A 24,866-nucleotide genomic window follows, 5' to 3' on the forward strand; every position below is an offset into this window, starting at 1 on the left:
TGCGGCGGCATCATTTGCCTCGACGCTCTCAAAGCCGTAGGTCGATGTCAGAAACACCGGCGGCTGGACCGCTCTCTTGAAGGCCACCGGGTCGAACGCGTATGAATGGCGCGGGTATCGGATGTGAGGGTTGCTGTGTGAGAGTGATCGCACTGTTCCTGACCCTTGTCCTGTTCGCTGCAGCCCGTCATAGTATCCTCTTTGCTTTGGCACAAACTGGCATCATACTGGCCGGTAAGAAACATCCAGTTCGGCAGAAAGAAGATGGTCCAGTCTGAAAAGCAAGCGGCGACCGCGCGCGCGCCCAAGATGGGTGCACGTAGGATTTACGAGGCGCTCAAGGATCAGATTCTCAGTCGCGTCTACGAGGCGGGAAGCCAGCTGCCATCCTCACGAAGCCTGGCGAATGAACTGCATGTGTCGCGGACAACGGTCACGATTGCCTATGAACAACTTGCCGCAGAGGGCTTCGTGGAACTGCGCCAAGGCGCGCGTCCGCGGGTTTCGGCGTCGCAGTTGGCACAGCGCCCCCGAGACATCAAGGCGGCGCGGCAGACGTGCGGGCCGCTCTCGGATTACGGCGAAAGGCTTCTCGCACTTTCACCCTGGCTCGACTACCTGCCCACTACCCTGGCGGTCGATTTTCGGTACGGCGATCTTGCCCCATCAGATTTTCCGGCGCTGGCGTGGAAGCGGGCTGTTAATTCGGTGATTACTCAAAGACCGGGACGGCTTGCCTATGAGGACCCGCGAGGATCCCGGCGCCTGCGGCAAGCCCTTCAGGGTTATCTTTGGCGGGCACGGACACTGCAATGCGATCTGGAGCAAATCATCGTAGTCAATGGCTCCCAACAGGGGCTGGACCTCTGCGCCCGGATCCTCCTCGACGCGGGCAGCGCATTCGTGATGGAAAATCCCGGCTACATGATGGCACGCCAGATCTTCTCCAGCACCGGGGCCTCGGCCGTGGCAGTGGACGTGGACGCGGGCGGCTTGAAGACCGAGGAATTGTCAGAAATCGACGCACGGATGGCCTATGTAACACCGTCCCATCAATTTCCCTTAGGGGGAGTCATGCCGATTAGCCGCCGCCACCAGCTTCTCGACTGGGCCCGGGGCCATGGCGCCTACGTGGTCGAGGACGACTACGACAGCGAATACCGCTACGACATCAGCCCGGTTCCGCCGCTCCAGAGCCTGGAGGACGGGCGCAACGTCATTTATCTGGGCACCGTTTCGAAGACATTGTCGCCGATGATGCGCATCGGCTACCTCGTGGTGCCACAACAATTGCAGGAGGTGTTCGCAACCGCCAAGCAATTGATCGACCGGCATACGCCCATGACCGAGCAGGAAGCGCTGGCCTCCCTTATCGAAAGCGGCGCCTACGAGAGCCATGTGCGTCGCGTAAGAAGGTTTAACCGAGAGCGCCGCGAGACGTTATTGAGCGCCCTCGTGCATGCATTCGGCAAACGGATCACGATCGAGGGTGCCGATGCCGGGTTGCATGTCGTCGTCTGGTTCAATGAGCTGCCAGGATCAACCGAGACCGTCTTGATGGACGCCGCGCGCCAACTCGGCGTTGGGCTTTACGGTATTTCACCGCTCTACGATCCGGCAACAGGGGCAACCAAGGCGCCACGAGAGCGGCTTGGACTGGTGATGGGCTATTCGGCTTTGTCACCGAGGCAGATCGAGAAGGGTGTTCAACTTCTCGCCGCAGCTGTCGATGATTTGAAGGGTGCGCGCCGACACGCACACCCGGCTCGCTAAGCATTTCACGACATTCCCTTGTCGCAAAGCCTCTAAGAACCATCCAACTGGACTAGGAACATGCTGGTAAACTGGCACTGTTGGCGAAGCCAGTTCCACGGCAGATTTCCGCTCGGCCGGGACTGGTGTGACGTGGGATGACCCATGATTCGAGCAGCAGGGCACCGGCGCAGAGATTCACGTCGATCGAAGGCAAGGCATTGCGGGGGCCGATACATGACCTGGCAGGGAAATCTGCTCCACATTCACATCGCGCCGGCTGCTTCCTATGAAATGGAAGAGCTCGCCGAGGCGCAGCTCATCGCCGGACGTGGAATTGTCGGCGACCGCTATTATCTTGGCACCGGAACCTATTCGCCCAAGCCTGACGTTCGCGAAGTCACGCTGATCGAGATCGAGGTTCTCGAGGCAATCGCCAACGGAGAGCCCAAAATCCCGGGTTTCAAGCGGTCGCTGGCGCCCGAAGATCACAGGCGCAACCTGACGACCCGCGGCGTTCCGCTCAATCATTTGACCGGCAAGCGCTTCCGGGTTGGCGAAACGATTTTGCGGGCGGCACGTATGAATTTCCCCTGCAAATACATTGAGGAACTCCTCGGCATGCCAGGCCTCTATGAAGGACTGCTGAACCGCTCCGGTCTCAACTGTTCGATCGAAGTCGGTGGTGTCATCCGCCCCGGCGACCCGATCGTGCCAATGGACGAGTGACGCGACATGGGATCTCCGCGTATCATCATGAAATTGATCGTTGCCGGCATCCACGACGAGCCTGGCGACGTCCGCGTGATCGAGCTGAAGCACCAGCGCAAGCCTCTTCTGCCCACCTTCGAACCAGGATCGCATGTCGACGTCCATCTCCCCGACGGGAAGGTGCGCCAGTATTCGCTCTGCGGTGATCCGGAAGATCTCAGCCGCTACACGATTGCCGTGAAGCGCGAATCAAGCGGACGAGGCGGCTCGGCATGGATTTATGATCAGGTGACGCCAGGCGCCGAGCTGCCAGTGTCTGCCCCGCGCAATCATTTCCCACTCAAGGAGAGTGGCGGGCCGGTCCTTCTGCTGGCAGGGGGTATCGGGATCACGCCGATCCTGGCAATGGCTCGGGTTCTCTGTCGGCAGGGCAAGCCCTTCGAACTCCATTATTTTGCGCGGAGCCGAAGCCTTGCTCCCTTGCTGAGGACCTTAGAGGAAAGCATCGGCGCCAAAAGCCTGAGGCTCCATTTCGACGATCAAGTCGACACCCTACAAGACATTGAGGGGCTGTTGTCGACAAGGCCCAGTGGCGCGCAGCTCTATTACTGCGGACCTCTCGGCTTCATGGCGGCTGTCGCACGGGTTTCGGAACACTGGCCGGATGGTACGGTCCATTTCGAAGCCTTTCAGCCGCCGGTCCAGGACGATACAGCACCCGAACCGTTCACGATCGTCCTTCGCAACGGGACGGTTGTTCCGGTTCCTGCCGACAGGTCAGCGCTATCGGCCATTCGCGCTGCCGGCGTGTTGCTGATGGCATCCTGCGAGAACGGCGTCTGCGGAACCTGCGAGTGCGGGTATTTGGAAGGGCAGCCGATCCATCGTGATGCGGTGCTTTCAAACGACGCCCGCAGCCATCGATTTATCCCGTGCGTGTCGCGCGCGACGGGCGTTCTGAAACTCGACCTGTAAAAGTGGGGGAGAGATGAGCTCCAAGATCAGCTACTTGAACGAAATAGAACGCTGCGTTTCATGGCTTGCCGCGTGGACGATCCACCACGCCAACCATATCCGCAAGGGAGACGAAGTGAAGGTCGGCGGGCACCAGGCTTCGTCCGCTTCCTTGAGTACGATTATGACGGCGCTCTACTGCTCGGTGCTTCGTCCCCAGGACCGGGTCGCGGTCAAACCCCACGCAGCTCCGATATTCCATGCTCTCCAGTATCTGGCAGGTAACCAGACCCGCGAGAAGCTCGAAAACTTCCGTGGCTACAAGGGCGCACAGAGCTATCCATCGCGGACCAAGGATGTCGATGACGTCGACTTCTCCACGGGCTCTGTCGGTCTGGGAGTGGCGCAGACGCTGTTTTCTTCACTGGTCCAGGACTATGTGTCGGCACATGGTTGGATGAACGATCGGCCCGAAGGGCGGATGGTCAGCCTGATCGGCGATGCCGAGATGGACGAAGGCAATATCTACGAAGCCCTGATCGAGGGTTGGAAACACGGCCTCCGAAACTGCTGGTGGGTCGTCGACTATAATCGCCAATCGCTGGACGCGGTGGTCCGCGAAGGCCTCTGGGAGCGCTTCGAACAGATATTCAGGAACTTCGGCTGGGACGTCGTGATCCTGCGCCACGGCTCTCTGCAAGAGGCCGCCTTTGCCGAGCCCGGCGGGGAAAAGCTGCGGCAGTGGATCGAGACGTGCCCGAACCAGCTCTATTCAGCCCTGACGTTCCAGGGTGGCGCGGCATGGCGAAAGCGGCTGCTGGATGAAATCGGTGACCAGGGGCCGGTGACTGCGCTCATCGAGCGACGTTCCGACGAGGAGCTGCAAGGGCTCATGGTCAATCTCGGAGGACATGATCTGCCGAGCCTGCTCAAAGCCTTTGAGCGGGCGTCACAGCACGACCGTCCGGTCTGCTTCATCTGCTATACGATCAAGGGATATGGCTTGCCGTTGGCAGGCCACAAGGATAACCACGCCGGTCAGATGACCCCCACCCAGATGGAGGGCTTCCGCCAGCAGATGGGTGTAAAGCCTGGACAAGAATGGGAAAAATGGGCGGCGGCCATCACGCCGGCCGATGAACTCGACGCCTTCGTCGCTCAGGCGCCCTTCTTCAGGGAAGGCCGTCGCAGGCTCTCCGCGCCGGCGATCCCCGTCCCTTCTGCCCTTCCCTCGCCTGGTCAGCCAGGCAAGCTGCTTTCAACCCAGATGGGATTTGGACAGATTCTGAACGATATAGCGCGTGCTGACACGCCGCTTGCCCAACGTATTATCACGACCTCTCCAGACGTGACCGTGTCGACCAATCTCGGCCCCTGGATCAACCGGCGTGGGCTCTTTGCCCGTCAAAGCATGGCCGACATCTTCAAGGCTGAACGGATTCCGTCGACTTACAACTGGGAGTTCGGTCCAAAGGGCCAGCATCTCGAATTGGGTATAGCGGAATCCAACCTGATGATCATGCTCGGGGCACTGGGTCTCTCGCATTCGATCAACGGCGCTCGGCTTCTGCCTATCGGCACTGTGTATGATCCGTTCATTTACCGCTCGGCCGATCAACTGAACTACGCCTGCTACCAGGATGCGCGCTTCCTGCTGGTTGCGACGCCGTCCGGCGTGACACTTGCTCCGGAAGGCGGAGCGCACCAGTCGATCGGCACGCCATTGATCGGGATGGCGCAGGACGGGCTCTGCTCGTTCGAGCCTGCCTTCGTCGATGAGCTTTCGGTCATCATGCGTTTCGCCTTCGACTATATGCAGCGCGACGGCGAAGGTGACCCCGATGAAACGACGTGGTTGCGCGATCAGACGGGCGGATCCGTCTATCTCCGCCTCTCGACACGCCCGTTGGAGCAGCCCGCACGACAGATGGATCCTGATCTGGAGCGAGATATCATTAACGGGGCCTACTGGTTGAGGCGACCAGGACCGAATGCCAGCGTGGTCATCGCCTATCAGGGTGCCGTTGCACCTGAAGCAATCGCCGCAACGGGTCTGCTCGCCGAGGACCGCCGCGATGTCGGTTTGCTAGCGGTCACTTCTGCGGACAGGCTTAATGCTGGCTGGCAGGCAGCAGAGCGCGCCCGGCAACGCGGAGCGGTCGGGGCGATGAGCCACGTCGAACGCCTGCTGGCGCGGTTGTCACGCGATTGCGGGATTGTCACGGTCATTGATGGGCATCCAGCAACTCTCTCATGGCTTGGCGGCGTCTATGGCCACCGTGTGAAGTCGCTGGGTGTCGAACACTTCGGGCAGACTGGCACGATTGCCGACCTTTATCGACACCATGGCCTAGACACCAATGCGATCATGCATGCGGCTCAATCTGTAAGCAACGGACGGACCGTTCGCTATCTCCAAGCTCTTTTATGAAAACGGAACCTCGGACGTCGCGAAACATAGCATCTCCTCAGATCCTGGGTTTCACATCATGTGGCTGGCTTCTTGGTCGTGAGAACCAGCAACGTCGTCGCCCTCTAGGGAAGTCCTTTGCTTGCCCATGGAGAGCCAATCACAGCAGACGCCCGATGAGACTAACGACCGATTTCATTGCGGAGTTGATTAGGGCGGCAAACGAGGCCGACCAGCTGACACACCATGAGATAAACAGGCTCTTTGACCGCTCGATTGACACCATCCGCGACGTGCGCGAACAGACCGGCATCGCAGAACCCCATCGTGCACGGGACGTCCTGATCGATCTCCGGATAGCCTCGGAGCGCGCTCGCGACCTTTCGGCGGCAGAGGTCAGGGATGCCCTTGTCGATGCGGCCGATGTCATCAGATCATTGAAAGTCTTATTGGACCGGACCGAGTGAGCCGACCGCGCCGCGCGATTGCGAGCGATGTCACCGGCACGAATACTGCCGCACCAATCCCCTGAGCCGAGCCCTTGACGGCACTCAGCAATGAGAACAAAATGAGAACATTTCATGGAGGTTCTCATGGCCCATGCAGAAGAAGTGATTGAGCGCGCTCACTCGGTCGTGGCGGCTTTGCGCAAAAAAAGAGAGCGAGAGGCAGAGCGGCGCAGAGAGGTTTTTGGGCGCATCGATGTGGGCAAACCTTTGAGAATGCCAAATCGTGGCATTCAGCTGAGGCTGAAATTGCAATGACCGCCCCAGAAAGGCAGGCCGCCCGCTCCGACCTCGAACTCGAGGTCGAGGCCGCCCTCGCCTGGCATGATGAAGATCCTCGCGCAACGATCGCCACACTGCTGCTCGACTGCAAATATCTGCGCGAGCAACTGGCGCTCGCGCGAATCGCGATGAGCATTGGCTTTGCTCGCGGCTGGGCACCCTGCCCGGAACGCAGGGACGAGGTGCCGAAATGAGCGACGAGCATGGTGCTACCAGACACGAGATGACGCTGTACGTGCACTACTGCGACCATCCTGGCTGCAAGAAGTGGGGCGGCTTTGGCTTCGCGGTCGGCAGGCCGAGCCGAATTGGTTCTGCTTCGAGCATCGGCCGGAATGGAATACGCGTCATGCAAACGCCTGAAGACGAGATCACCATCGCGATCGCCGTTGATCTGGCCGTCCTCAAGCCGCATCAGAGGCGCGCGTTTGCCGGCCTTGACCAATATCGGCGCGCGGTCAAAGTGCGGGGCGTGCCGGAACTCGCCGCGAAGATCGCCGAGTCCTTCGCGCCCTATGCCGTCTTCGATGGCGACCAGGTGCTGCGTTATCCGGCAATCGCGCCCTTCATCGCGCAAACACTCTACGCGATTCCCATCGAGCTGCGGCGTGGCGCCTGCGACAGCGATCGGCAAAAGGCTTGCGACGCACGCGAACGGATGGCGAGGCTGATATCGTCCCAATTGCTCGGGCGGTACCGATTCGAGCATCTGAGGCACGTCGGCGCCTCGTGCCATGCGAACTGGGATGCGGCGTTCGAAGCGCGATTCGGAAAAACCAGCGGTTGACGACGGAGATGGCAGCGATACCTTTGCCGCAGAGGAGGAAGGCCGATGTGCGGACGCGTCTACATCAAGACGGCTCTGGAAGGGCTGTTTCACGACTTCTCCTTCGCGCGGCGCGAAGCCGACGCGGAAGGCCTTTCAAACCAGTTCCCGCGCTACAACGGAGCGCCGACGCAATTTTATCCGATTATCATTCTCGACGTGATCCGCGAGCCGGATTGTCTTCGGGCCGACCTTTCTCAGCGCGCGCTGGGGCCTGATCCCGCGGTGGATCAAGGAACAGAGGACCGGCCGGCCGCCACCGATCAACGCCAGGTGCGAAGGCATCTCGACCACTGGCATGTTGAAGGACGCCTATCGCCGCCGGCGCTGCCTCATCCCAATCGGCGGCTTCTTCGAGTGGAAGGACATCCATTGCACCGGCCGCAACAAGCAGCCCTACGCCATCGCGATGAAATCGGGGAGCCCTTCGCTCTCGCGGGGATCTGGGAGACCTGGCGCGATCCGGCAACGGACGAGGACATCCGCACCTTCTGCGTCATCATCTGCCCGGCGAACGACATGGGGGCGACGATCCATAACCGGATGCCGGTGATCCTGCATAAGGAAGACTATGAACGCTGGCTGTCGCCGGAGCCGGATCCCTTTGAGCTGATGAACCCTTCCCGGCGGACCTGACCATGTGGCCGATTGGCAGGAACGTAGGATCACCCAAGAACGACAAGGCTGACATTCTCGATCCGATCGACCCCAGAATATGAGGTTTCGCCTCTCCCTCGTTACCGCCACCATCGCCGCCTCTGTCGTTGCCCCCTCCCCGCGCGCCGCCCAAGCAATCACCTGCCGTGCCACGGTGATTGACGGCGACACGATCGAAATCGGAGGCGAGCGGATCCGCCTGCACGGCGTGGACGCGCCGGAGAGCTAGCAGACCTGTAAGGATGGTGACGGCCGCGCATACCGCTGCGGCCAGGAAGCGGCGAGCGCGCTCAATCAGTTCCTCGCCGCCTCTCGTCCGACCCGCTGTACATTTGTCGAGCGCGACCGCTATCAGCGCGTCGTCGCTGTGTGCTTCCGCGCCGACGGTCGCGAGGTCAATGGCTGGCTGGTTGCAAGTGGCAACGCCGTCGACTGGGAGAAATACAGCAACCGCGCCTACGCGGATGCCCAGGAGGCCGCGCGGTCACGGGGCGCCCGCATCTGGCGTGGCAAGTTCCTGCTGCCGTGCCAGGAGCGCGCCGCACATGCAAGCCGTGAGCCGACCTGCTGACAGGAGCGGCTCACCGCCGTCCAGCGCCGCTATTTCGCGCACCGTCTTCGGTGTTAGTTTATCTGGGTTCGGTCGAAGGACCGGTCCCCCTCGTCGATCGTTCGCCCAGCGCGCTTGGCCCAAACAGGCACGCTTTCGCTGTCTCACCCTGCGAGAGCGCGACAAGCGGGTTTCAGGCCGACGCCGGGTGTCGGTCAAACCTGGACTTGCGCCAGCCTGCCGCGCGCGCCTCACCTTCGGAACAAAACAACAAAACCAGCGCTCGCCGAATTGCGGGCGGATTTGGGTCTGCCCGTAATATTTCTGTCCAGGAACGTGAAACATCCGTTCGCCGGTCTCCATGCTGATATTGCCTTTGATGTCGCAGCTTGGCGACACTGTGGTTAGCGACGAGAGCAAGTCGCTCGCGGTCATGCCGCCGGCAGCACCGACGGCGAGCGCTGCAATCCAGAGCCCTGGCGCCGATACGAACACGGATCGCCTGTGCGGCCGATGATGGTTCCGGCGATCGCGCATACCCCTCCCCCGCGATTTTCGCGCAGTGATTGTATAGCGGAATTCATATTAGCGAAAGCTGCATTATCACGGGCAAGCCTCGCATCCACCCGCCTTGACCAGCAGCGTCCTATCGGCGCGGCCTCTGCGTTCTGCGCCATAAGAGATGCGAACTTCCGGCGGAGGAAACCAGTGAACTTGCAAACAACGGCGATATCTTCGTCGAAGCGCGTTCTACCTTGACCGGCTACACTGACCATCCCGGCCCCGCTGGCCTACCACCACGCCGTGTAGAAGACGGCAAGGCCGGCCGAGAGCGCGGCGCGGGCCTTGGCGACAAAGGCGAGGTCATCGTCGACTTCGCTACCGTCGGACACGCCGAAGAAGAAACCTTCGGTCGGAGGCAGGGTGCGATTACGGATCGCCGTTTCCAGGCGGTCGAGATCTCCGGCGATTAGCTGGAGATTGAGACAATTAAAAGCCGCGCCCTTGCCGCCCTTCTCGCGGTAGAGCCGTTCCATCCAGCCGTGAAGGTTCGGATGCTTGCGCCAATAGTGGAGCGCCGTGGCATCTTCGGCTTCAAAGTCGACCGGCTCGGAGGGCGGTTCGCGAAGAGTGCAAGCGTACATGTCGAGTCCCATGATTTTCTCCTTTCGTTGCTCCGTCCCGAAGGACGCGGCGTGAAAGGCCGGGCGGCTTCGGCCGCCGCCGTCATGGCCAACACGGGCCTTCGCCGGGGCGTCCGCCCCTCGAAGGCTGGTGCGGACAGGGCATTGACGGCAAGGCGCCGTCCGGCAGGAACGCGAGAAACCGAAGGGACGGCAACGCGAAGGAGCGTGGGACCGGCCTCGTGGCACACCGACGGCCCTCCTGCTCAGAGCGGCGCGAAGGAGGAGTGGCGCACGCGGCCCAAAGCTACGATTCTCCAACCGTCTGGTGGCTGCAATGCGAACGAGAGATTGACTTGCATGGCCGGCTGTCTCCGCAATTGGACCAAGAGAGCGCCGAACATTGGAGCCGATTGCAGGCAGACCTGGCACAACGGCTATTGAGATCCAGTTGTTTGCGTCTTTTACTGGCCGACCACCACACGGTTGGCGGTCACGCGGTTTTCTGCGTCGTAGCGATCGGGCCAGGTAAAGGAGCCACAATCGATCCCGAAGGAATAGGTGTCGACGTGTTGCATGGTTGGCTGCGTCAAAGACCTCGACATCCCAAAAAGAACCCGAGAAAACGCGGCAGGCTTATTGACCGGAGAACGAGGTGACAGGATGTATTGATTTTGCAGTACAAACCCATCAAGCCCAGACGCCTTCAGCGGAACGGGCAATGCCGTGTGCGCCTGATCGAGGATTTTGAAGGTGTAGCTCCCGTCTGATTCGACAGTTACTGAGTAGCTAAGCCGGTCGCGTGTATCGTTGTTCTCATCGAACGTGAGCACCTTCGGCTTCAACGAGGTGATCCGGCCTTCGTCAAGGTAGACCGAGTTGCAAGGGCAGCGCCGAAGCACTTGAGCGTTTTCTCGACGCGAACATCACCGAGGAATGACTCGACCACGGACCGTCGGCACCGGGCGCAACATTCTACACATCGAGATCGATAAGATCTGGCGCTATCTGCGAACCGAATGGCGTCCGCGGCACGCTGCAGGTGAGTGTGGAGATTCACGCGGATCACGCGGAGGAAGACGGTGGCGACGCCGATCACTAGTGCCGCAGAAATTGCTGAGATCATAACGCTGTTTTCTGTCGCCGATCTTTTCCCGCCCCAAAGTGCATCCGGCTGCTGGGAGTGATGCTGTCATCGCTCGATACGACGGACGCCGAACATGGGACACACCTCGCCCTTGCGCTTCGAACCAACTTGGCTGCGCCGAAACGAAGAAGCCTGCCGCGGGAGAAGGTACGGCAGGCTTTTCCAAAAGAACCCAGCAGCCTCACGAGGAGTGGTGCCGATCCTATGAACGACCTTGGTAGCAGGAGTAGGTCGCTCACAAACCGAAGCTTTGCGGGAGGAGCAGCATCGCTTCGATGCGTCCACTATACAATGATGGCGGCCATAACGAGGCGGGAATCCGCAATCCCGCTATGCGCCATGCGCGCGGCAAGTAACTCAGGCCTTGACCGGTCGAATGCAGTGAGCCGCTTCACCGGTGGATCTGCTTCATCCCAACGATAGATTTCCGAGCGTAGATAGCGAAGCTCCTCGTCGAGCGCGTCCTCGTCAAGCTCGATCAACCAGGATTTCGAATGGCCGTCGCTGCCATCCGACCAGCGATAGCCGCGCGCCTTCAGGTGATCCTTCATGTCGAATGGGCTGTTCTCCGCGAAGATGCGAAAACGGGATTGCTGGCTTGCTTCATAGAGGTCGGCAAACGGCGTTCGTCCCGGTTCTGCCCCATCCTGCGCGAGGACCTCGAGCAAGGCAAAGCAGTCGTCGACGGCCCGATGGCCCTCATGAAAACAGGCCGCTTGCCCAATCAGGTAGCCGAGCTTGGTCCCTTCGAAGCCCCGTAACGACCAGTCGATTTCGGAGACCGAGCGGGCCCTGGCTTTTCCGGTATACTCTTTGGTCAACGGGCGAATTCCCATCAGACCTTCGGAACGGCACCCATTTTGACCACTGTCGCAAGCACCAGAAACGCTCGTAGAGTTTCTGCCTCGATACGTCGCCTAAGGTCGCCGTTCCGGAGTACGCAACGGCGGCCAGCATTACCGTGATTTCTTTGACAGCACCTATTGCCAAGGGAGCCTAGGGAGAAGATGGAATCGACGTCATCTCGGTGACGGGCATCTTACGATGGCGATGACACCCCCTTTAGGTAACTGCTCGCCACTTCGGACAGAGGATCGTCGTCCTCCATAGCGAAGGGCAAGTAGGGCGGCTTAGGTTTTCTCTCGGCAGACGCGCCGAACTGATTTTCTTTCGAGCGTCTCCGGAAGCGGCCATGAGGCACGGCGCCACTTAGGGGATCCTTGTAACGCGACTATTGGAACCTATATTGCAGTGCACCATCAATGATCCTGTCGGGCCGACATATCGAGGGCTGCAGGCTCTCTCTAAGAGACAAGCGCGCGCTCCTGCCGCATATCGAAGGAGTCATTTCATGACAAATGGTATGAACAAATTGGACGTTGCCACGTGCCGAGGCAGCGTCAACGTAGGTGGCGCTGTGAAGCAATCTCGCGAGGCAATGGGATATAGCGTCGAGGAGCTCTCATTGACCTGCGGTCTCACCGGCGCCGAAATTACAAGGATTGAACTGGGTGCCGATGTCGACCCCGCCAGGCTCAGGCGCATCGCCGCTGCACTCCAAATGCCAACGTCTACGTTCGGCCCGGGTTAGCAATACCGGGTTCTCGCTTCCTTCAGACACGATCCTTCAATAGTGCAAAGCCGCGAAAACTCCGCAGGTGATTCGTGGTAGCGCAGCCCGCGCTGGGCTATCTGCGGAACTCGCGCCTCAGTGGGTTTCTTGGCCTGACGCCAGTGGTGCGGCCTGGCTACCCGGCATTAAATCGTTCGAGCATTTTCTTGAGCCAAAGGTTCTGTGCACGAAGCTGTTCAGCCAGCAACCTCTTGAGGCGCTTGTTGTCTGCGTCCAGGGCGGCAAGCTCGTCGAGGGAGATCGTTTTGTCGACAGTCCCGGTCTGCGCGTTTCGATCCTCGTGCCCCACCTTCGAGTTGTGCGCGATCATCTGGGCGCCGGCGCGCTTTGCGCGTTTTCGAGGAATGCCGGTTGGTGTCGTTCGAGGCCGCGATGCCGGTTGGCTCTCATGTACTGCGTCGGCCGGATGATCGGCCTCATGGTGCTTAGAGATTTCGACCTCTGCGCCATTGGAAAGCTGTATCACTTCTGGTGCAACGTCGATATCGTCGGCGCGTTCTTTGACGGACTCTGCATCGATCGGACCAGCCGCCCTAGTTTCACCCAAGTCAGGCCTTCCAGGCCCTTCATTTGAATTGAACAGATGCGACGCCGAATCTTCCACTTCGCGGGCCAAAGCCTGGAGATCTGTGTCTCCCCAGATGGAGTTCGTCTGGGCTTTTCGCTGTCGTCGCCGCGACTTGAATTCAACAACGAATTTCCGTTGTGGAGTTTTCATTTACCTTCGATCCCAAGCAACCCTCAAACATGCAACGCCGATTGGCGCCGCGGCAGTCCTGCTGGCGCACCAATACAGCCCTTCCTCGCGCGCTTCAACTGCTCGCCGTCCTCCGGCAAGGTCAGGCAACGGCAGGGCTTCGTTTTGCCCGCGGCAAAGCCAGATGGGGAGCAAATGTAAGCTTCGGCGCAGCGCGAGGGCGTCGAAGAAACGTCGCCCCGGCGCATTCCCGATCCCGGTTAGCCCAGGCTGAGCCTCTTGCGCAGTTCGGCATTTTCCGCTCGCAGCTTCTCCGCCAGCAGCTTGCGGAGCCGCTGGTTTTCCTCTTCGAGCTGGACAAGATCTGCCAACTCATCGCTGGCCGGTAGGGGCTTGGTGCTCTTCGTGTCCTTTTGCTCGACAGGCTTCGCAGCACCTTTCCAATGGTAGTAGGTTTGCTCTGAGATGCCGGCGCTCTTGATAGCATCCTTGAGAGTGCTGCCATCGGTGACTTGTGTCTCGATCAGTTTGAGCTTCTCGCTCTTCTCTTGCTCGGTATACCCCCTGCGTTTGGCGGCCGGCGCCTTTGATTGAGCTGGTTCGGAAGCCGCCTTCTGAGTCCGTGGCGACCTCCGCTTCTTAGCCGTTGGTGCTTTCACTTCTGCATCCGTTGCTACGGTCGCAGCAACTGGTCCCGAATTACTCTCGTCAGCCATCAGCAATTTCCTCCTCTAGCCATCGCCTGTTTTCGGCTGAGTGCTCCACAGAGTCAACACATCCATCATAGTCCTGCTTTACGGATAGTTGATGTTGTGCCTGGAGCCTGACGATCGACCGTAAAAGGCTCGGGGCGACCCTCGGCGCGAGCGCGAACGGTATCGCAGTATGATGCGGTAGGGCACTGCCTTCACCCGCTCGTCAGGGGCAAACCGATGTCATCCTTCCATGCTTGGCCAGCTCTATTTGTCATTTCTATCGACGTCCGACTGATGAGCAATATAACTCGCACCGATGAAATTCATTGAAACGTACTACTTGAAAATAGACTCGACCGGAAAGTCGTTCTCCGGTTGTGTCTTGGCGTACTATTTCCGTTAGGGCGGAAAGCGCACACGTCGGCTCCAAATGCTCAGGTTCATGGGAGCTCTGGTTATACCTGCTCTGCTATTCGGCTCCGCCATTGCGGCACTACAGTGGACCGATACGGTCGTTCGGCCGTAAGGACGGCTCACATTCGGTCTTGTCCCCCGGGAAGCTGACCCTTTCAAATCAGACTGAAATGCGGGTGCAAAAGGTCTTGCGCCGGATCGGGCCGCGGAGGCAGGGGGAACGATGATTCAGATCAACCGTTTTGAAAGCGTCCAGCGCTAACTGAATAAAGCCTTCGACTAGGCACCGTGATTGCCACGTGCATCGGCCCAGTAGGCGCGTCGCAATCGGCGACCATCAAACCCGACGTGAGATTCATCTTGCCAGTACGTGAAGCACTTGGGACGATGACCAAACCCTTCGGCGTGATTCCGAGGAATGGCCACTGGCCATCCCCTTGTTGTTCTATCGAGCCACCCTACTCTGTAGCCTAAAATGCGGGTGACTGCCTGCCGTTCAGGACTCGGTACTGCTAGACTGATCTGACGAAAGCCAGAGCCGTGTCGAACATCTCCTTGACCGGCTTCCCGATATCGGTCAGCAACTTCCCGCTAAGGGCCTGAAATTCCTTGGCGTGGTCGAAAGCCATTTCCACACGTTGGCGAGCGAATCTTGACTGCAGTTCAACCATTTGCGACGGCGTCCTTGCAGCAACTAGTGCCTGTAGGTGGGAGAGATCGGCATCGGCATTGGCCTGTAGGGCTGTGAATGATCGCAGTGATAATTCGGTACCCGCGCGAGCTGTGGTTTCAACGATTCGTTTCAGTATTTCTTGAGCATTTTGAGCGCTTAACCCAAATTTTGACACGCTGTCTGTCAGCCGCTCGCTTCCATTTCCGGCGGTGGCCCGAGGATGGTCGTTTGCTTTGGCAGATTCTAAGGATCGGTTGTCAATCGTTTCAGTGGAGTTGTCTGTAGTCCTGACCATGAAATTCTCCTTTCACTTGACGATGCTCTTGGTTCGACGAATGAGGCATAATCCGTTGATCGCGATTGCGAGAGCTGCTTGCATCGGCCTGGTGTTTCTGCAGCGGCAGGTGAGCTGCAGATCGGCGGCTCACCGAGGATAGATTTCAAAATTCGTTCCAGTTTGGCGGGCCGATGCGAATACGGGGTTTTGCGTTTCCTTTCCGATAGTTAACCCGCGACACCGGAGTTCACCCAATATGCCCGTGTACGGAGATTGACAAATGCGACGTGCAATTGTCCCACCTATTGGAACTGACATTAGGAAAGCATGGTCACTCCTACGCCAGGCTGGACTTCTAAAGAAAGGGTGCGATTTCCTCGGCTATAGTAATCGACCTATATAACGCGGCGAGGCCAGCCCAACAGAGATGTCCTCCGAGGAAGCGTCGACGGCGGTCGTGTAAGTCGGGAAAGCAGTAGGCAATCGCTCGAGCAGGCTGTTGAAAAAGAAGCTGGCCTAGAGGTTTAAGCATGATTCAGTGGCTTCTGAGTTTCCGAGTTGATGGACGCGCGGCGGCGATGCGAGGGACGGACCATTCGGTGCTTTCAAAGAACCGCGACCGGTTGCTGGAAGGCGACATCGCTGCGAAGTTCCTGGCGCCATTCTGGCGCAGCCCAAGTAAAGCGGCTGCTGTCAACGGACCACTTCTATTTCGGTCGCACGCTGATCGAAGCTAGGCGTTGATCAAGAGTTCAGGCCGAGGACGGCTCGGGCGAGCCACCGTCGGATGCCAGCGGTTGGAATTTGAAACAGTCTTTATGGCGAAATGTGTTCCAACGAGACGCATGCTTCAACGGCCGACCAAACGCAAGACTTTATAGGAAGGGCAAAGGCAAGGAGGCCAAGCTGCGCCCTCATTGAGCATGATTGGAAGACCGCCATAGCCTGCTGGTCGATGATTGCCTGACAGAAGCCAGCGGATATGCTGAAAGGGCAGCAGCGCGCACATGATGGGGGCCCTCCGCCAACGGGACACAAGCGATCACGCTGGGTGCCGACAAGGCCTACAGAGGCCTTCGTCCAAGATTTGCGGTCGCTGAAGGTGACGCCCCGTGTGGCGCAGAACATCGATGGTCGCCGACTATCTCGACCCGACCGAGCCGCCAAAATCACCATCGGGCTAACGGGAATGGCGAGGTCGCCTTCGGTTGCATGCAAGCGGCCTCGATCTCGGCTACAGCACGTCCATGGCCGACCTCCTTCACATGGGGCGGGCCGCGACGTGTTGCGGAGCCTCGGATTGTTCCTATTTGAATAACAGGCTTAAAGAGGCGTGGAGACAATTCGCCCATGTGCGAAACCAAATTGTCTAGAACGAGCGAGGAGTATCAGCGCATCATGCACATTCTATATTTCAGCAGATCCCGCGTCGGCACGACTGAAGATAAAGAGCCTTTTGTCCCGCTCGGGAAACAATCTTTAACAGTGAGGCTTCGCCTCCGCCTGCTCGCTCTTGGTCTAACGGTAGCTGCCGTTGTTTCGGGCAACCCGCCACGAGCGAACGCTGCCGACCTCCCGGAGAATATGAAAATTAAAGAGGCAACGACGGTTGCGACCGTGTATGCCGAAGGGGTTCAGATCTACGAGTGCAAAAACGGGTCGGATAACAGAATGAGCTGGCAGTTCCGCGAGCCGCTCGCAACGTTGCTACAGGATGGTACGACTATCGGGCGCCATTTCGCTGGTCCCCGCTGGGAATTTGTTGACGGCAGCTCCATCAAGGCCGACGTCTCGGATCAGACTCCGGGTGCGACACAGAACGACATCGCGCTTCTGAAACTGAAAGTCGTCGAACATCGGGGTGATGGAGTGTTGTCAAAGGTGAAGGCGGTACAGCGTCTTGACACGAGAGGCGGCGTATTTTTCGGCGCATGTGATCAACCCGGGGCGATGCATCTCGAACCCTATAGCGCTCGTTATGTCTTCCTAAACTGACAGCGTCAATTAAGATTGTGGGCTGCCGCCGCGACCTACAAAATTCTTGAACAGGGTGGTTTTTTGCCTACCCAAGGTGCGGGATGGAACGATCCGCTGTCACGTGCGCAGTTTGAAGATCGCCGCGTTCCTCAGTCATGCCGAACTGCCGATTTCGATGAAGCCGCTCCTTTGTTCCGAGATTATTGCGCCCCCGGATTCCGGAGTGATCTCGCCCCCTGGGCATGGGGTCTGCTGGCAGAGAATGTTGTCGGTTCATTCGCATGGTGAGTGAAGATATCCGACGTTGAGTTCGGCGGAAGCTCTCGCCGTTCAGATCGATGCGATGGGCGTTGTGGACCAAGCGATGCAGGATCGCGTCGGCATATGTTGGATTGCCGATACCCTCATGCCAGGCTGATAAGGGGAACATACATCCGTCGTACTCCGTAAGTCAGATAAGGATTTTTTGCGTCGGCAATTATGACGTATCAAGCATCAAAGGAGATTGCTCGCATGACCGAAGAACGCCGTTACATGTTGTTGACGGGTGCAAGCCGTGGCATCGGCCACGCTACGGTGAAACTCTTTCAGTCGAAGGGCTGGCATATACTCACCGTGTCGCGCCAACCCTTCTCCGAGGAATGTGCTTGGCCGTCCGCTGGCGAAAGCCATATCCAAGCGGACCTTGCCGACCTGACGCAGATCGACCCCCTTGCCGCGACCGTGCGTGAACGTCTACCCAATGGCCGCCTGCACGCGCTGGTTAACAATGCCGGTATTTCGCCGAAGGGGCCAGGAAAGAGCCGCCTCGGCCTCATTGGATCGGATGCGGGCGTCTGGACGCAGGTGCTGAATGTCAATGTCATCTCGACGGCGCTGATCGCCCGCGCGCTGATGCCAGAGCTTGAAGCGGCCAAGGGATCAATTGTCAATGTCACATCCATTGCAGGAACGCGAGTGCATCCATTCGCTGGCGCCGCTTATGCGGCGTCGAAAGCGGCGCTTAGCTCGCTTACGCGGGAAATGGCGCATGAATTCGGCCGCCGCGGTGTAAGGGCGAACGCGATCGCTCCAGGTGAAATCGAGACATCGATCCTGTCACCCGGAACTGACGCCCTCGTCGTAGCGGGGGTGCCTATGCAGAGGTTGGGTGAACCGCACGAAGTTGCGGAAGCCATTTACTTTCTCTGCACAGAGCCGTCGCCCTACATCAACGGCGCTGAAATCCACATCAACGGAGGGCAGCACGTCTGAAGCGACCGGCAATGATCGGAACCTATCTACCGGTTAGAGGCATCCAAGCAAGCTAACCGTTGCCCTCTAGCCCAGCGACATAGCCGCGAAGCGCGCGGAGAAGGACCTCGAAGGCCGGGCAACCCGACACCTTCCGTACCTGACGAAGGTGCGTCCGGAAACGACGGCCGCCATGGCGCGTGTGATTGGCGAACTCATACCTCAGTCGAGGTACCGTTCGGTGTCAGCGTGCTCTGGGATCCAATCGCCTCCATCGACCTGGCCGCCGCAACGGGTTCCCTTTTTCATTCGCGAAATCATCAGCGAGCGACCTCGGCTTATGGAACAAGAATGCGGAGAGACAGTCCGCCACCAGATGGTCTTCACTCCGAATTTAGAGCTCCTCTACAACATCGTTCCGGAGGCAATATTATACCTCGGCAATCGCAGCATCATCGACATCGCCGGCTCCACTGTCTGAAATAATCGCCCTGACGGACTTTTGTGTTTCCGGTCTCACCGCCGGCGCCGAGACTGACACGCAGATCCCGTCCAGCATGAAAAATGCTGTTCCGAACACCGTTGTATTTCTGCAACACGGATTGCCGCCTGGAGAATGTCGAACGGCAGCTTTCTGCCTCGGATGGTGCGGTGGTCTACGTTCAAGGTCGACGGCGTATTCGAAAACGCGGTCGACCTTGCGAGGTGAAGGCCGTACGCCCATCTCCTCATGACGCGTACCAAAAGAGCGCGGGGAAAAAATTGGCGCCCTATACAGTACGCTCGCGTCGGGCCTAAAACCTTCGCAGCCAGCTGTAGCGCACAGCCGATCTGGCAGCTCTCTTTTCAGGCCTCGTCACGTGCGCCCACAATTCTGGTTGACAGCTGAGGACAACGGCAACGGAGAATAAGAACTCCCCGATGACTTGCACCTGATCAGTAGTCCGACTTTTACCTTAGTGCCGCACATCTGACATCAGTGTCTCACATCGACATCACCTGGTGCGCTCCGGGTGCAGCCGACAACCGTGAGGTAAACCTCCTCGAGAAGATCATTACATAATGCCGGTAGTACGCTTACAAGTTGCAAATCAACCGTATAGGAAAACATTGGTGGCGGCGATTGTCCATCGGTGGTCTCCTCATCGACGGCCATGTTGCGGTAACATGGACATTCCTTTCCGGTGTGTAGCATGCGTTTCGACGGGACGAGTCCAATGCGGATGGAGTAGGCTGCCCTCTTCTAAGTCCAATTCGCTGCAGTCAAGTCGGTCATGAAGCCGAAGGAGCAGACCTGTCGCCTTCGCAGAACCATCCAATAATGCCAACCCTTTGTGGTTGGCACGGCGCTTGCACCTGCCGCATCAGGTGAGTCACGGCTCCGAGTAGGACATCTGTATGAACCTCAACAAAGCCGTCGCTCAGTAATACGAGCAGCAATGTCGGCAGCTTGCCTGCTAGGTTAAAGAAGCGCGGTAGCGCGAACCAGGACACGCCCCATAGGCTTAGCGTACACGCTTTTCTGGGACTGAACAGCGTGCGGACCGGCCCCATTTCTTCACGGCGCTCTGTGTCCTTCTCGCCTCCCCTACCGCAGCCTTAATGAGCAAGAGGTCGAGCGCAATGTCTGACACACAAGAGGTCAGCCATCGGTACAATGAAATCAGCCAGAGAGGTTAGCCCTTGCAGACCCACCTTCCAGTCAAGCATCGTCAGGATCGCCTTCCTTGGTACACCATCTATCCACCGGTGCCGCAGTTTTCAACGACAATCGGCCCTGAGATCTGTGAGGAATGGTTGAAAAGAGTACGCACTCGCCAAGCAATATCGCTTTATCTCCACATCCCGTTCTGCCGTTCGATGTGCTGGTATTGCGGCTTTCCGGTCAGCATCACTCGCCGGGACGCCTCGATTGACAGCTACCTTGGCGTGTTACGGGAGGAGATCAGTTTGGTCGCGGACAAAGCCCCGCAGCAACTAACTGTGAGTGATGTGCATTTTGGCGGCGGCACGCCCAACCTAATGAAGCCGGTGCAGTTCGTCGCCCTGATGGAATTCCTAAGACGTCGCTTCTCTTTCCCGGAAACTGCTACGATCGCCGTCGAAATCGATCCGCGCATCTTCAAAGTCGAGCTGGCTGAAGCTCTAGAAGCAGCCGGAGTGAATCGCGCGAGCCTTGGCGTACAGAGTTTCGATCCTGTAGTTCAGAATGCCATAAACAGGGTTCAGACTGAAGAGCAGATTGCATTAGCGGTTGCAAATCTGCGCGGTCACGCAGTAAAGGGCATCAATTTCGACCTTATGTATGGGCTTCCCATCAGACGGTAGAATCATGCGTCAAGACCGCATCTGTCGCGGCTGCCATGCGCCCAGGGCGGCTTGCCGTGTTCGGTTATGCCCACGTACCATTTCTTAGAAAAAATCAACGAATGATCCGCGTGGACAGACTACCGGACAATTCTGCTCGTGCAGAACAGGCCATAGCTATGACCGAGACTCTAATTGCGGCGGGCTACCGGGAGATCGGGCTTGACCACTTCGCCCTGCCGGACGACGAACTCGCGCTGGCGCAGGCAACGGGCCGTCTACGGCGAAACTCGTTGGGATACTCGGCAACCACCTGCAAGACCCTGATCGGCTTCGGCCCGTCGGCTATTGGGCGGCTTGGCGATGGTTACGTTCAGAACGCACTCACACAAAGTTCCTACAGCCGACACATCGCAGCCGGACGTCTTGCTACGTCCAAAGGCCACTGTTTAACTGGAGAGGATCGTGTGCGAGCCGTCATCATAGAACGGTTGATGTGCGATTTGGAGGCCGACGTAGCGAAGATCTGCGTGGCTCATGGGTTTGACCCGACGCCTTTTGTCAGTTCAAGCGGTCGATTAGCGGCGCTGGTGGAGGACGGGATTGTGAACGTCGAAAACGGCGTCGTGCGCGTGCGGAAGAAGGATCGCTTGATGGTTCGCGCTGTCGCCGCGGCCTTTGATGCTTATATCGATGGGACTGGTCAATAATGCGACGGAAAAAATAGGCTGCGATACCTCCGATGATTGTCCAAAATCCCAAGGCGCGGATTTCCAGGCGACATTTCGTCTCAGTCCGGGCCTAACTGGCAACCAGGCAGGTCAACCTGCGTCTCCATTTTTTGAAAGAGAAGGAGATTCATGTCATTTGCAACTAAAATTGACTTCCTCTATCCGTATCCGGCACTTCTGCCAGGTGGCCGATAGAGCCTTGGAGACGGCGGCCTTGATCCCTTCATGGGCATCGGAGACGACGAGCTTGACGCCTCTGAGATCTCTCCGCGTCAGTTTACGTAGGAACTCCGTCCAGATCGGCTCGGCCTCGGACGTGCCGATCTCTATGCCCAACACCTCGCGACGGCCATCGGTGTTGACCCCGACGGCCCAGGCGCGCACCTTGCGGTTCAACTTTGCTATCAGCAATGTGGTCTCTTGCCATGTCCCCTTTCGGTCGGTCAGCGCATGGACAGTCTCGACCGCGCACCTGATGCTTTTCTTCGATGGCCGGTAGCCCAGGCGGGCCTGACCGGTTTTCGCAGAGCACATCCGTCCGAACGTGTATCCTAGAAAGTCGAACTCCCTTTCCGGCACCTCTCAGATGCGTGTTTGTTCTCGGTCAGCTTCAGCTTGCCCACGATCGTACGCAGATGGTGGAGCACCGCCTCCGCATTGCCCCTCCTGCACAGAATCACGAGGAAGTCGGCGTAGGTGACGAGCCGCGTGCCTAACCTTTGCTCAAGCCCGAGCTTCCTCCATCCCAGCACGAACATAAATTTGCCAGCAAGGGTGAGATGGTGAACCCTGCGGAATGCCGCGCCCGCTTGTCCCGCGCCTCGGTCGCCCGCGTCCTGTATGCCGCGATTTTCGACAGCCGCGACTACATCGATGAACTGGCTGCCGACAAATTCGGGCTTCTCAGGTTGGACGTCACTAAGCATAAGTCTCCTCTCACGGAGCGAGGCGATCAGTGGGCAACGGTTTTAGTTCGCGACGCGTCGCGGAGGCGTTTCAAAATTGGTGCCAGTCACGCAGAAAGTGAATCACGCAAGAACGGCCTCATAATATTAACGATTTAAATGAGGTTGATGCTTGGCCTTGGCTTCGAGCGGCGCGGCGAACCTGGTTAAGTCCACTGCTATCCGGTATCCCCTAGAAGCGCGCGTAACCCGACACCGCTGTATGTTTGTAGAGTTCGCAACAAATGTAGTTCGACCTGGTTTCCTGCCTTTTCAAGCAGGTCCGCCCAGAAGTCCTTACTGGCACGTCTATTGCAGGGCACTGGCCATCCGAAAGGAACCACACTGCCAGCAGTCTCGCAGTCATCGCCGCAGGAGTTCAAATGAAACTTTCTCGATTGATCCATTAATGCCATAGACGCTGCACCGTTGAGTTCCATCTGAACCTTTCCCGCGTCTATTCGGGCCGACGAATCCGGATCGCTGATCGAAATGCACTGCTTCGCCCAACAGCGATGTAGCGCAAATACAGCTGTCATCGCGCCGCCTTCACACGGAAGCTAGAGGAGTCTGAAAGAAATGCACGCGCCGAGCTATTCCGAAGCCTTGGAAATTGCGATCGATCGCTCGTACGACATCAATTTAGATATGTTGAAGTCGCGAAATTTGCAGCTTGACACGTACAACGATTACCTCGTCGGCACTTACCCTCCTCTCAAGGCAATGGGCAGCCTCAATGCAGAACAGTTGCTGACTCAGATCGCGTCGTCAGTTGACCTATATTTCCACGTTCCCTTTTGTAGTCAGTATTGCACCTTTTGCCACTTCGCCAAAGAAATCAACCCATCCCCCGAGCGAGTGGAGCGATATTTGGCTGCTTTACAGAAAGAGATGAGTTGGTCAGACGCGGCGCTCAATGGCAGGGCTATTGAGACTGCATTCTTCGGAGGAGGCACCCCCTCATTTTTGACCAACCATCAACTCAAAACGCTATTCGACATGACGAACACGCGGTTTGATTTGTCGAAATCCGAAGTAAGTTTCGAATTGCATCCCTCACTTGCGAAGCAAGCGGATGCTGTGGATCGCGTATCCACGCTACTTAGAGGCGGCGTAAACCGCTTCGTGTTGGGCGTTCAAACTTTAGATCAAAATATTTTGCGCATATTAAACCGCGGGCATGGAGTGGAGGAGGTAATCCAACTCGTTAAATTACTGAATGAGATGGGCGCTGAGAATATATCTCTTGACCTTATGTATGGGTTGCCGGAGCAAACGCTTCGGAGTTGGTACGATTCACTTATCGGCCTGTTGGAGCTGGGAATAGAGAAGTTCAATATATTCCCATTGATGTTTAAATCGACAGACCCCGTTGCCCGCCAATTGGCTAGAGGACGATATCAATTCGCTGGGGCTAAGGAGCGCATCATAATGCATTTTATGGCGGATTACATCCTTACAAGTCTTGGCTACCGGCATGGCCCGATTTTCTATTGGACTAAAAGGTCGCAACCGCACTCCGTTCAACAGAGCCGTAAATACGATTCCTGGAACGACAATAATCTTGTCCCGTTTGGGGTTGGTGGATTTGGATACATGAGTCAGTGCCAGTTCTACAACGAGGCAGATTTAGACCGCTATCTGTATAGAGTTGAAGCGGGCGAAAAACCAGTTTGGAGAGGTGCTGTACTGTCGAGCGACGATCTCATGCGCAGAACATTAATGTTTGCGTTGCGAAGCAGCGGGGTATCGCTCTCCCGCTTCGAGCAGGAATTTGGCGTGCCGATCGAAACATACTTTAGTCACGAACTTGAAACTTTAAAGGGTGCGGGACTCGTCTGCATCTCAAACGATGGCGTGCTTTCGTTAACTGCGGCTGGCATTCTCAATTCTGGCGCTGTATCGCTGCTATTTTTCTCGGACAATGTGCTTGAGCGGGTCGCGTACAGCGATAGCAGGATCACAGACAAACGAACTGATTTGCTCGAAAAACATGATTACTCGCCGGCGGGCAGATACGGGTCACGTGCCGAAATGCAAGCTGTCTTTCGGTGAAGTAGGGGCGCTAGTCAATGGTCGATATGTTGTCCTTTCCTATCCCGGAGCGGCCGTCCTGTGGGGCGCAGGGAATATTTTCTCATCTGACGAATAGCATTGATCGCCGGCAGCGAAAACGCCCGCTTGGCTTGTCAGCAATTTTGTGACCGATCAACTGCCGGACTGTATTGCGGAGATCAAAGCCAGTAAACGACCAGATAAAGCGGTCAAGGCACTTGGGCGCAGCACTAACAGGCTGCTGAAAATCGTGTTGCGTTACCGCAAGCCATCGCGGTGGGTGCGATTTTTTGACGGATTTCGGCAGGATT

The 24,866-nt window shown here is 57.9% G+C and carries 18 protein-coding genes and 7 pseudogenes; 15 read left to right on the top strand and 10 right to left on the bottom strand.

Annotation, left to right across the window (positions count from 1 at the left end):
• The first annotated feature begins 264 nt into the window (after window positions 1-264).
• The 10 genes and pseudogenes from pdxR (at window position 265) to ATB98_RS24770 (ending at window position 8,669) form a co-directional block, all read left to right on the top strand.
• The gene (pdxR, locus tag ATB98_RS24725) at window positions 265-1,773 is read left to right on the top strand and encodes a MocR-like pyridoxine biosynthesis transcription factor PdxR (RefSeq protein ID WP_066878531.1); all 1,509 of its coding nucleotides are present in this window, start codon (window positions 265-267) and stop codon (window positions 1,771-1,773) included.
• Window positions 1,774-1,989: 216 nt separating this feature from the next.
• Window positions 1,990-2,481: an MOSC domain-containing protein gene (locus ATB98_RS24730; RefSeq protein ID WP_066878533.1), complete on the top strand. Its 492-nt coding sequence runs from the start codon at window positions 1,990-1,992 to the stop codon at window positions 2,479-2,481.
• A gap of 27 nt (window positions 2,482-2,508) precedes the next feature.
• Window positions 2,509-3,438: a PDR/VanB family oxidoreductase gene (locus ATB98_RS24735; protein WP_234782020.1), complete on the top strand. Its 930-nt coding sequence runs from the start codon at window positions 2,509-2,511 to the stop codon at window positions 3,436-3,438.
• Window positions 3,439-3,451: 13 nt separating this feature from the next.
• On the top strand, window positions 3,452-5,848 hold the full coding sequence (locus tag ATB98_RS24740; RefSeq protein ID WP_066878537.1) for a transketolase: 2,397 nt from the start codon (window positions 3,452-3,454) through the stop codon (window positions 5,846-5,848).
• A gap of 155 nt (window positions 5,849-6,003) precedes the next feature.
• Entirely contained in the window at window positions 6,004-6,294 is a 291-nt protein-coding gene (locus tag ATB98_RS24745; protein ID WP_066878540.1) for a hypothetical protein, read from the top strand.
• Window positions 6,295-6,408: 114 nt separating this feature from the next.
• Window positions 6,409-6,591 (top strand): hypothetical protein, encoded by a 183-nt coding sequence (locus ATB98_RS24750; RefSeq protein WP_066878542.1) that lies wholly within the window; start codon window positions 6,409-6,411, stop codon window positions 6,589-6,591.
• On the top strand, window positions 6,588-6,809 hold the full coding sequence (locus ATB98_RS24755; RefSeq protein WP_066878544.1) for a hypothetical protein: 222 nt from the start codon (window positions 6,588-6,590) through the stop codon (window positions 6,807-6,809). Before ATB98_RS24750 ends, ATB98_RS24755 begins: the two co-directional genes overlap by 4 nt.
• Before the next feature lie 155 nt (window positions 6,810-6,964).
• Window positions 6,965-7,402, top strand: a complete 438-nt coding sequence (locus tag ATB98_RS24760; RefSeq protein WP_066878561.1) for a hypothetical protein — start codon at window positions 6,965-6,967, stop codon at window positions 7,400-7,402.
• Window positions 7,403-7,447: 45 nt separating this feature from the next.
• Window positions 7,448-8,160, top strand: a pseudogene (locus ATB98_RS24765) (SOS response-associated peptidase).
• Window positions 8,157-8,669 (top strand): annotated as a pseudogene (locus ATB98_RS24770) (thermonuclease family protein). The pseudogenes ATB98_RS24765 and ATB98_RS24770 overlap by 4 nt, the downstream one beginning before the upstream one ends.
• Window positions 8,670-8,841: 172 nt before the next feature.
• Here the strand turns inward: ATB98_RS24770 and ATB98_RS30245 are convergent.
• From ATB98_RS30245 to ATB98_RS24785, 4 genes and pseudogenes are all read right to left on the bottom strand, one after another.
• Window positions 8,842-9,185 (bottom strand): annotated as a pseudogene (locus tag ATB98_RS30245) (sunset domain-containing protein).
• Window positions 9,186-9,439: 254 nt separating this feature from the next.
• Window positions 9,440-9,805: a phosphoglycerate kinase gene (locus ATB98_RS24775; RefSeq protein ID WP_066878546.1), complete on the bottom strand. Its 366-nt coding sequence runs from the start codon at window positions 9,803-9,805 to the stop codon at window positions 9,440-9,442.
• A gap of 431 nt (window positions 9,806-10,236) precedes the next feature.
• The gene (locus ATB98_RS30250) at window positions 10,237-10,617 is read right to left on the bottom strand and encodes a hypothetical protein (protein ID WP_234782021.1); all 381 of its coding nucleotides are present in this window, start codon (window positions 10,615-10,617) and stop codon (window positions 10,237-10,239) included.
• Window positions 10,618-11,287: 670 nt separating this feature from the next.
• Window positions 11,288-11,728 (bottom strand): annotated as a pseudogene (locus ATB98_RS24785) (3'-5' exonuclease); the annotation flags it as partial.
• Window positions 11,729-12,270: 542 nt separating this feature from the next.
• Between ATB98_RS24785 and ATB98_RS24790 the strand changes: the two are divergent.
• Window positions 12,271-12,510: a helix-turn-helix domain-containing protein gene (locus ATB98_RS24790; RefSeq protein WP_066878548.1), complete on the top strand. Its 240-nt coding sequence runs from the start codon at window positions 12,271-12,273 to the stop codon at window positions 12,508-12,510.
• A 157-nt stretch (window positions 12,511-12,667) separates the two neighbouring features.
• Here the strand turns inward: ATB98_RS24790 and ATB98_RS24795 are convergent, their stop codons facing one another.
• From ATB98_RS24795 to ATB98_RS24805, 3 genes are all read right to left on the bottom strand, one after another.
• Window positions 12,668-13,270: a hypothetical protein gene (locus tag ATB98_RS24795; protein ID WP_066878549.1), complete on the bottom strand. Its 603-nt coding sequence runs from the start codon at window positions 13,268-13,270 to the stop codon at window positions 12,668-12,670.
• Between the two features lie 239 nt (window positions 13,271-13,509).
• Window positions 13,510-13,965, bottom strand: coding sequence for a transposase (locus ATB98_RS24800; RefSeq protein WP_066878551.1), 456 nt, complete (start codon window positions 13,963-13,965; stop codon window positions 13,510-13,512).
• A 905-nt stretch (window positions 13,966-14,870) separates the two neighbouring features.
• On the bottom strand, window positions 14,871-15,326 hold the full coding sequence (locus tag ATB98_RS24805; protein WP_066878553.1) for a phasin family protein: 456 nt from the start codon (window positions 15,324-15,326) through the stop codon (window positions 14,871-14,873).
• Between the two features lie 1,332 nt (window positions 15,327-16,658).
• Here ATB98_RS24805 and ATB98_RS24810 point away from each other — a divergent pair.
• Entirely contained in the window at window positions 16,659-17,303 is a 645-nt protein-coding gene (locus ATB98_RS24810) for a DUF3455 domain-containing protein (protein WP_234782022.1), read from the top strand.
• Window positions 17,304-17,583: 280 nt separating this feature from the next.
• Here the strand turns inward: ATB98_RS24810 and ATB98_RS28385 are convergent.
• Window positions 17,584-17,709: pseudogene (locus tag ATB98_RS28385) on the bottom strand (ATP-binding protein); the annotation flags it as partial.
• Window positions 17,710-17,798: 89 nt separating this feature from the next.
• Here ATB98_RS28385 and ATB98_RS24815 point away from each other — a divergent pair.
• Window positions 17,799-18,539, top strand: a complete 741-nt coding sequence (locus ATB98_RS24815) for an SDR family NAD(P)-dependent oxidoreductase (RefSeq protein ID WP_066878555.1) — start codon at window positions 17,799-17,801, stop codon at window positions 18,537-18,539.
• A 1,662-nt stretch (window positions 18,540-20,201) separates the two neighbouring features.
• Window positions 20,202-21,535 (top strand): annotated as a pseudogene (hemN, locus tag ATB98_RS24825) (oxygen-independent coproporphyrinogen III oxidase).
• A 186-nt stretch (window positions 21,536-21,721) separates the two neighbouring features.
• On the opposite strand, the pseudogene ATB98_RS24830 reads toward hemN, so the two are convergent.
• Together ATB98_RS24830 and ATB98_RS24835 are read right to left on the bottom strand one after the other, a co-directional pair.
• Window positions 21,722-21,928: pseudogene (locus ATB98_RS24830) on the bottom strand (transposase); the annotation flags it as partial.
• Window positions 21,929-22,107: 179 nt separating this feature from the next.
• Window positions 22,108-22,482: a hypothetical protein gene (locus tag ATB98_RS24835; RefSeq protein WP_066878557.1), complete on the bottom strand. Its 375-nt coding sequence runs from the start codon at window positions 22,480-22,482 to the stop codon at window positions 22,108-22,110.
• A 597-nt stretch (window positions 22,483-23,079) separates the two neighbouring features.
• Between ATB98_RS24835 and ATB98_RS24840 the strand changes: the two genes are divergently transcribed.
• On the top strand, window positions 23,080-24,555 hold the full coding sequence (locus ATB98_RS24840) for a coproporphyrinogen-III oxidase family protein (protein WP_066878559.1): 1,476 nt from the start codon (window positions 23,080-23,082) through the stop codon (window positions 24,553-24,555).
• Window positions 24,556-24,866 lie beyond the last annotated feature (311 nt).

Origin of the sequence: Sinorhizobium saheli (assembly GCF_001651875.1) — a bacterium.
GTDB lineage: Bacteria > Pseudomonadota > Alphaproteobacteria > Rhizobiales > Rhizobiaceae > Sinorhizobium > Sinorhizobium saheli.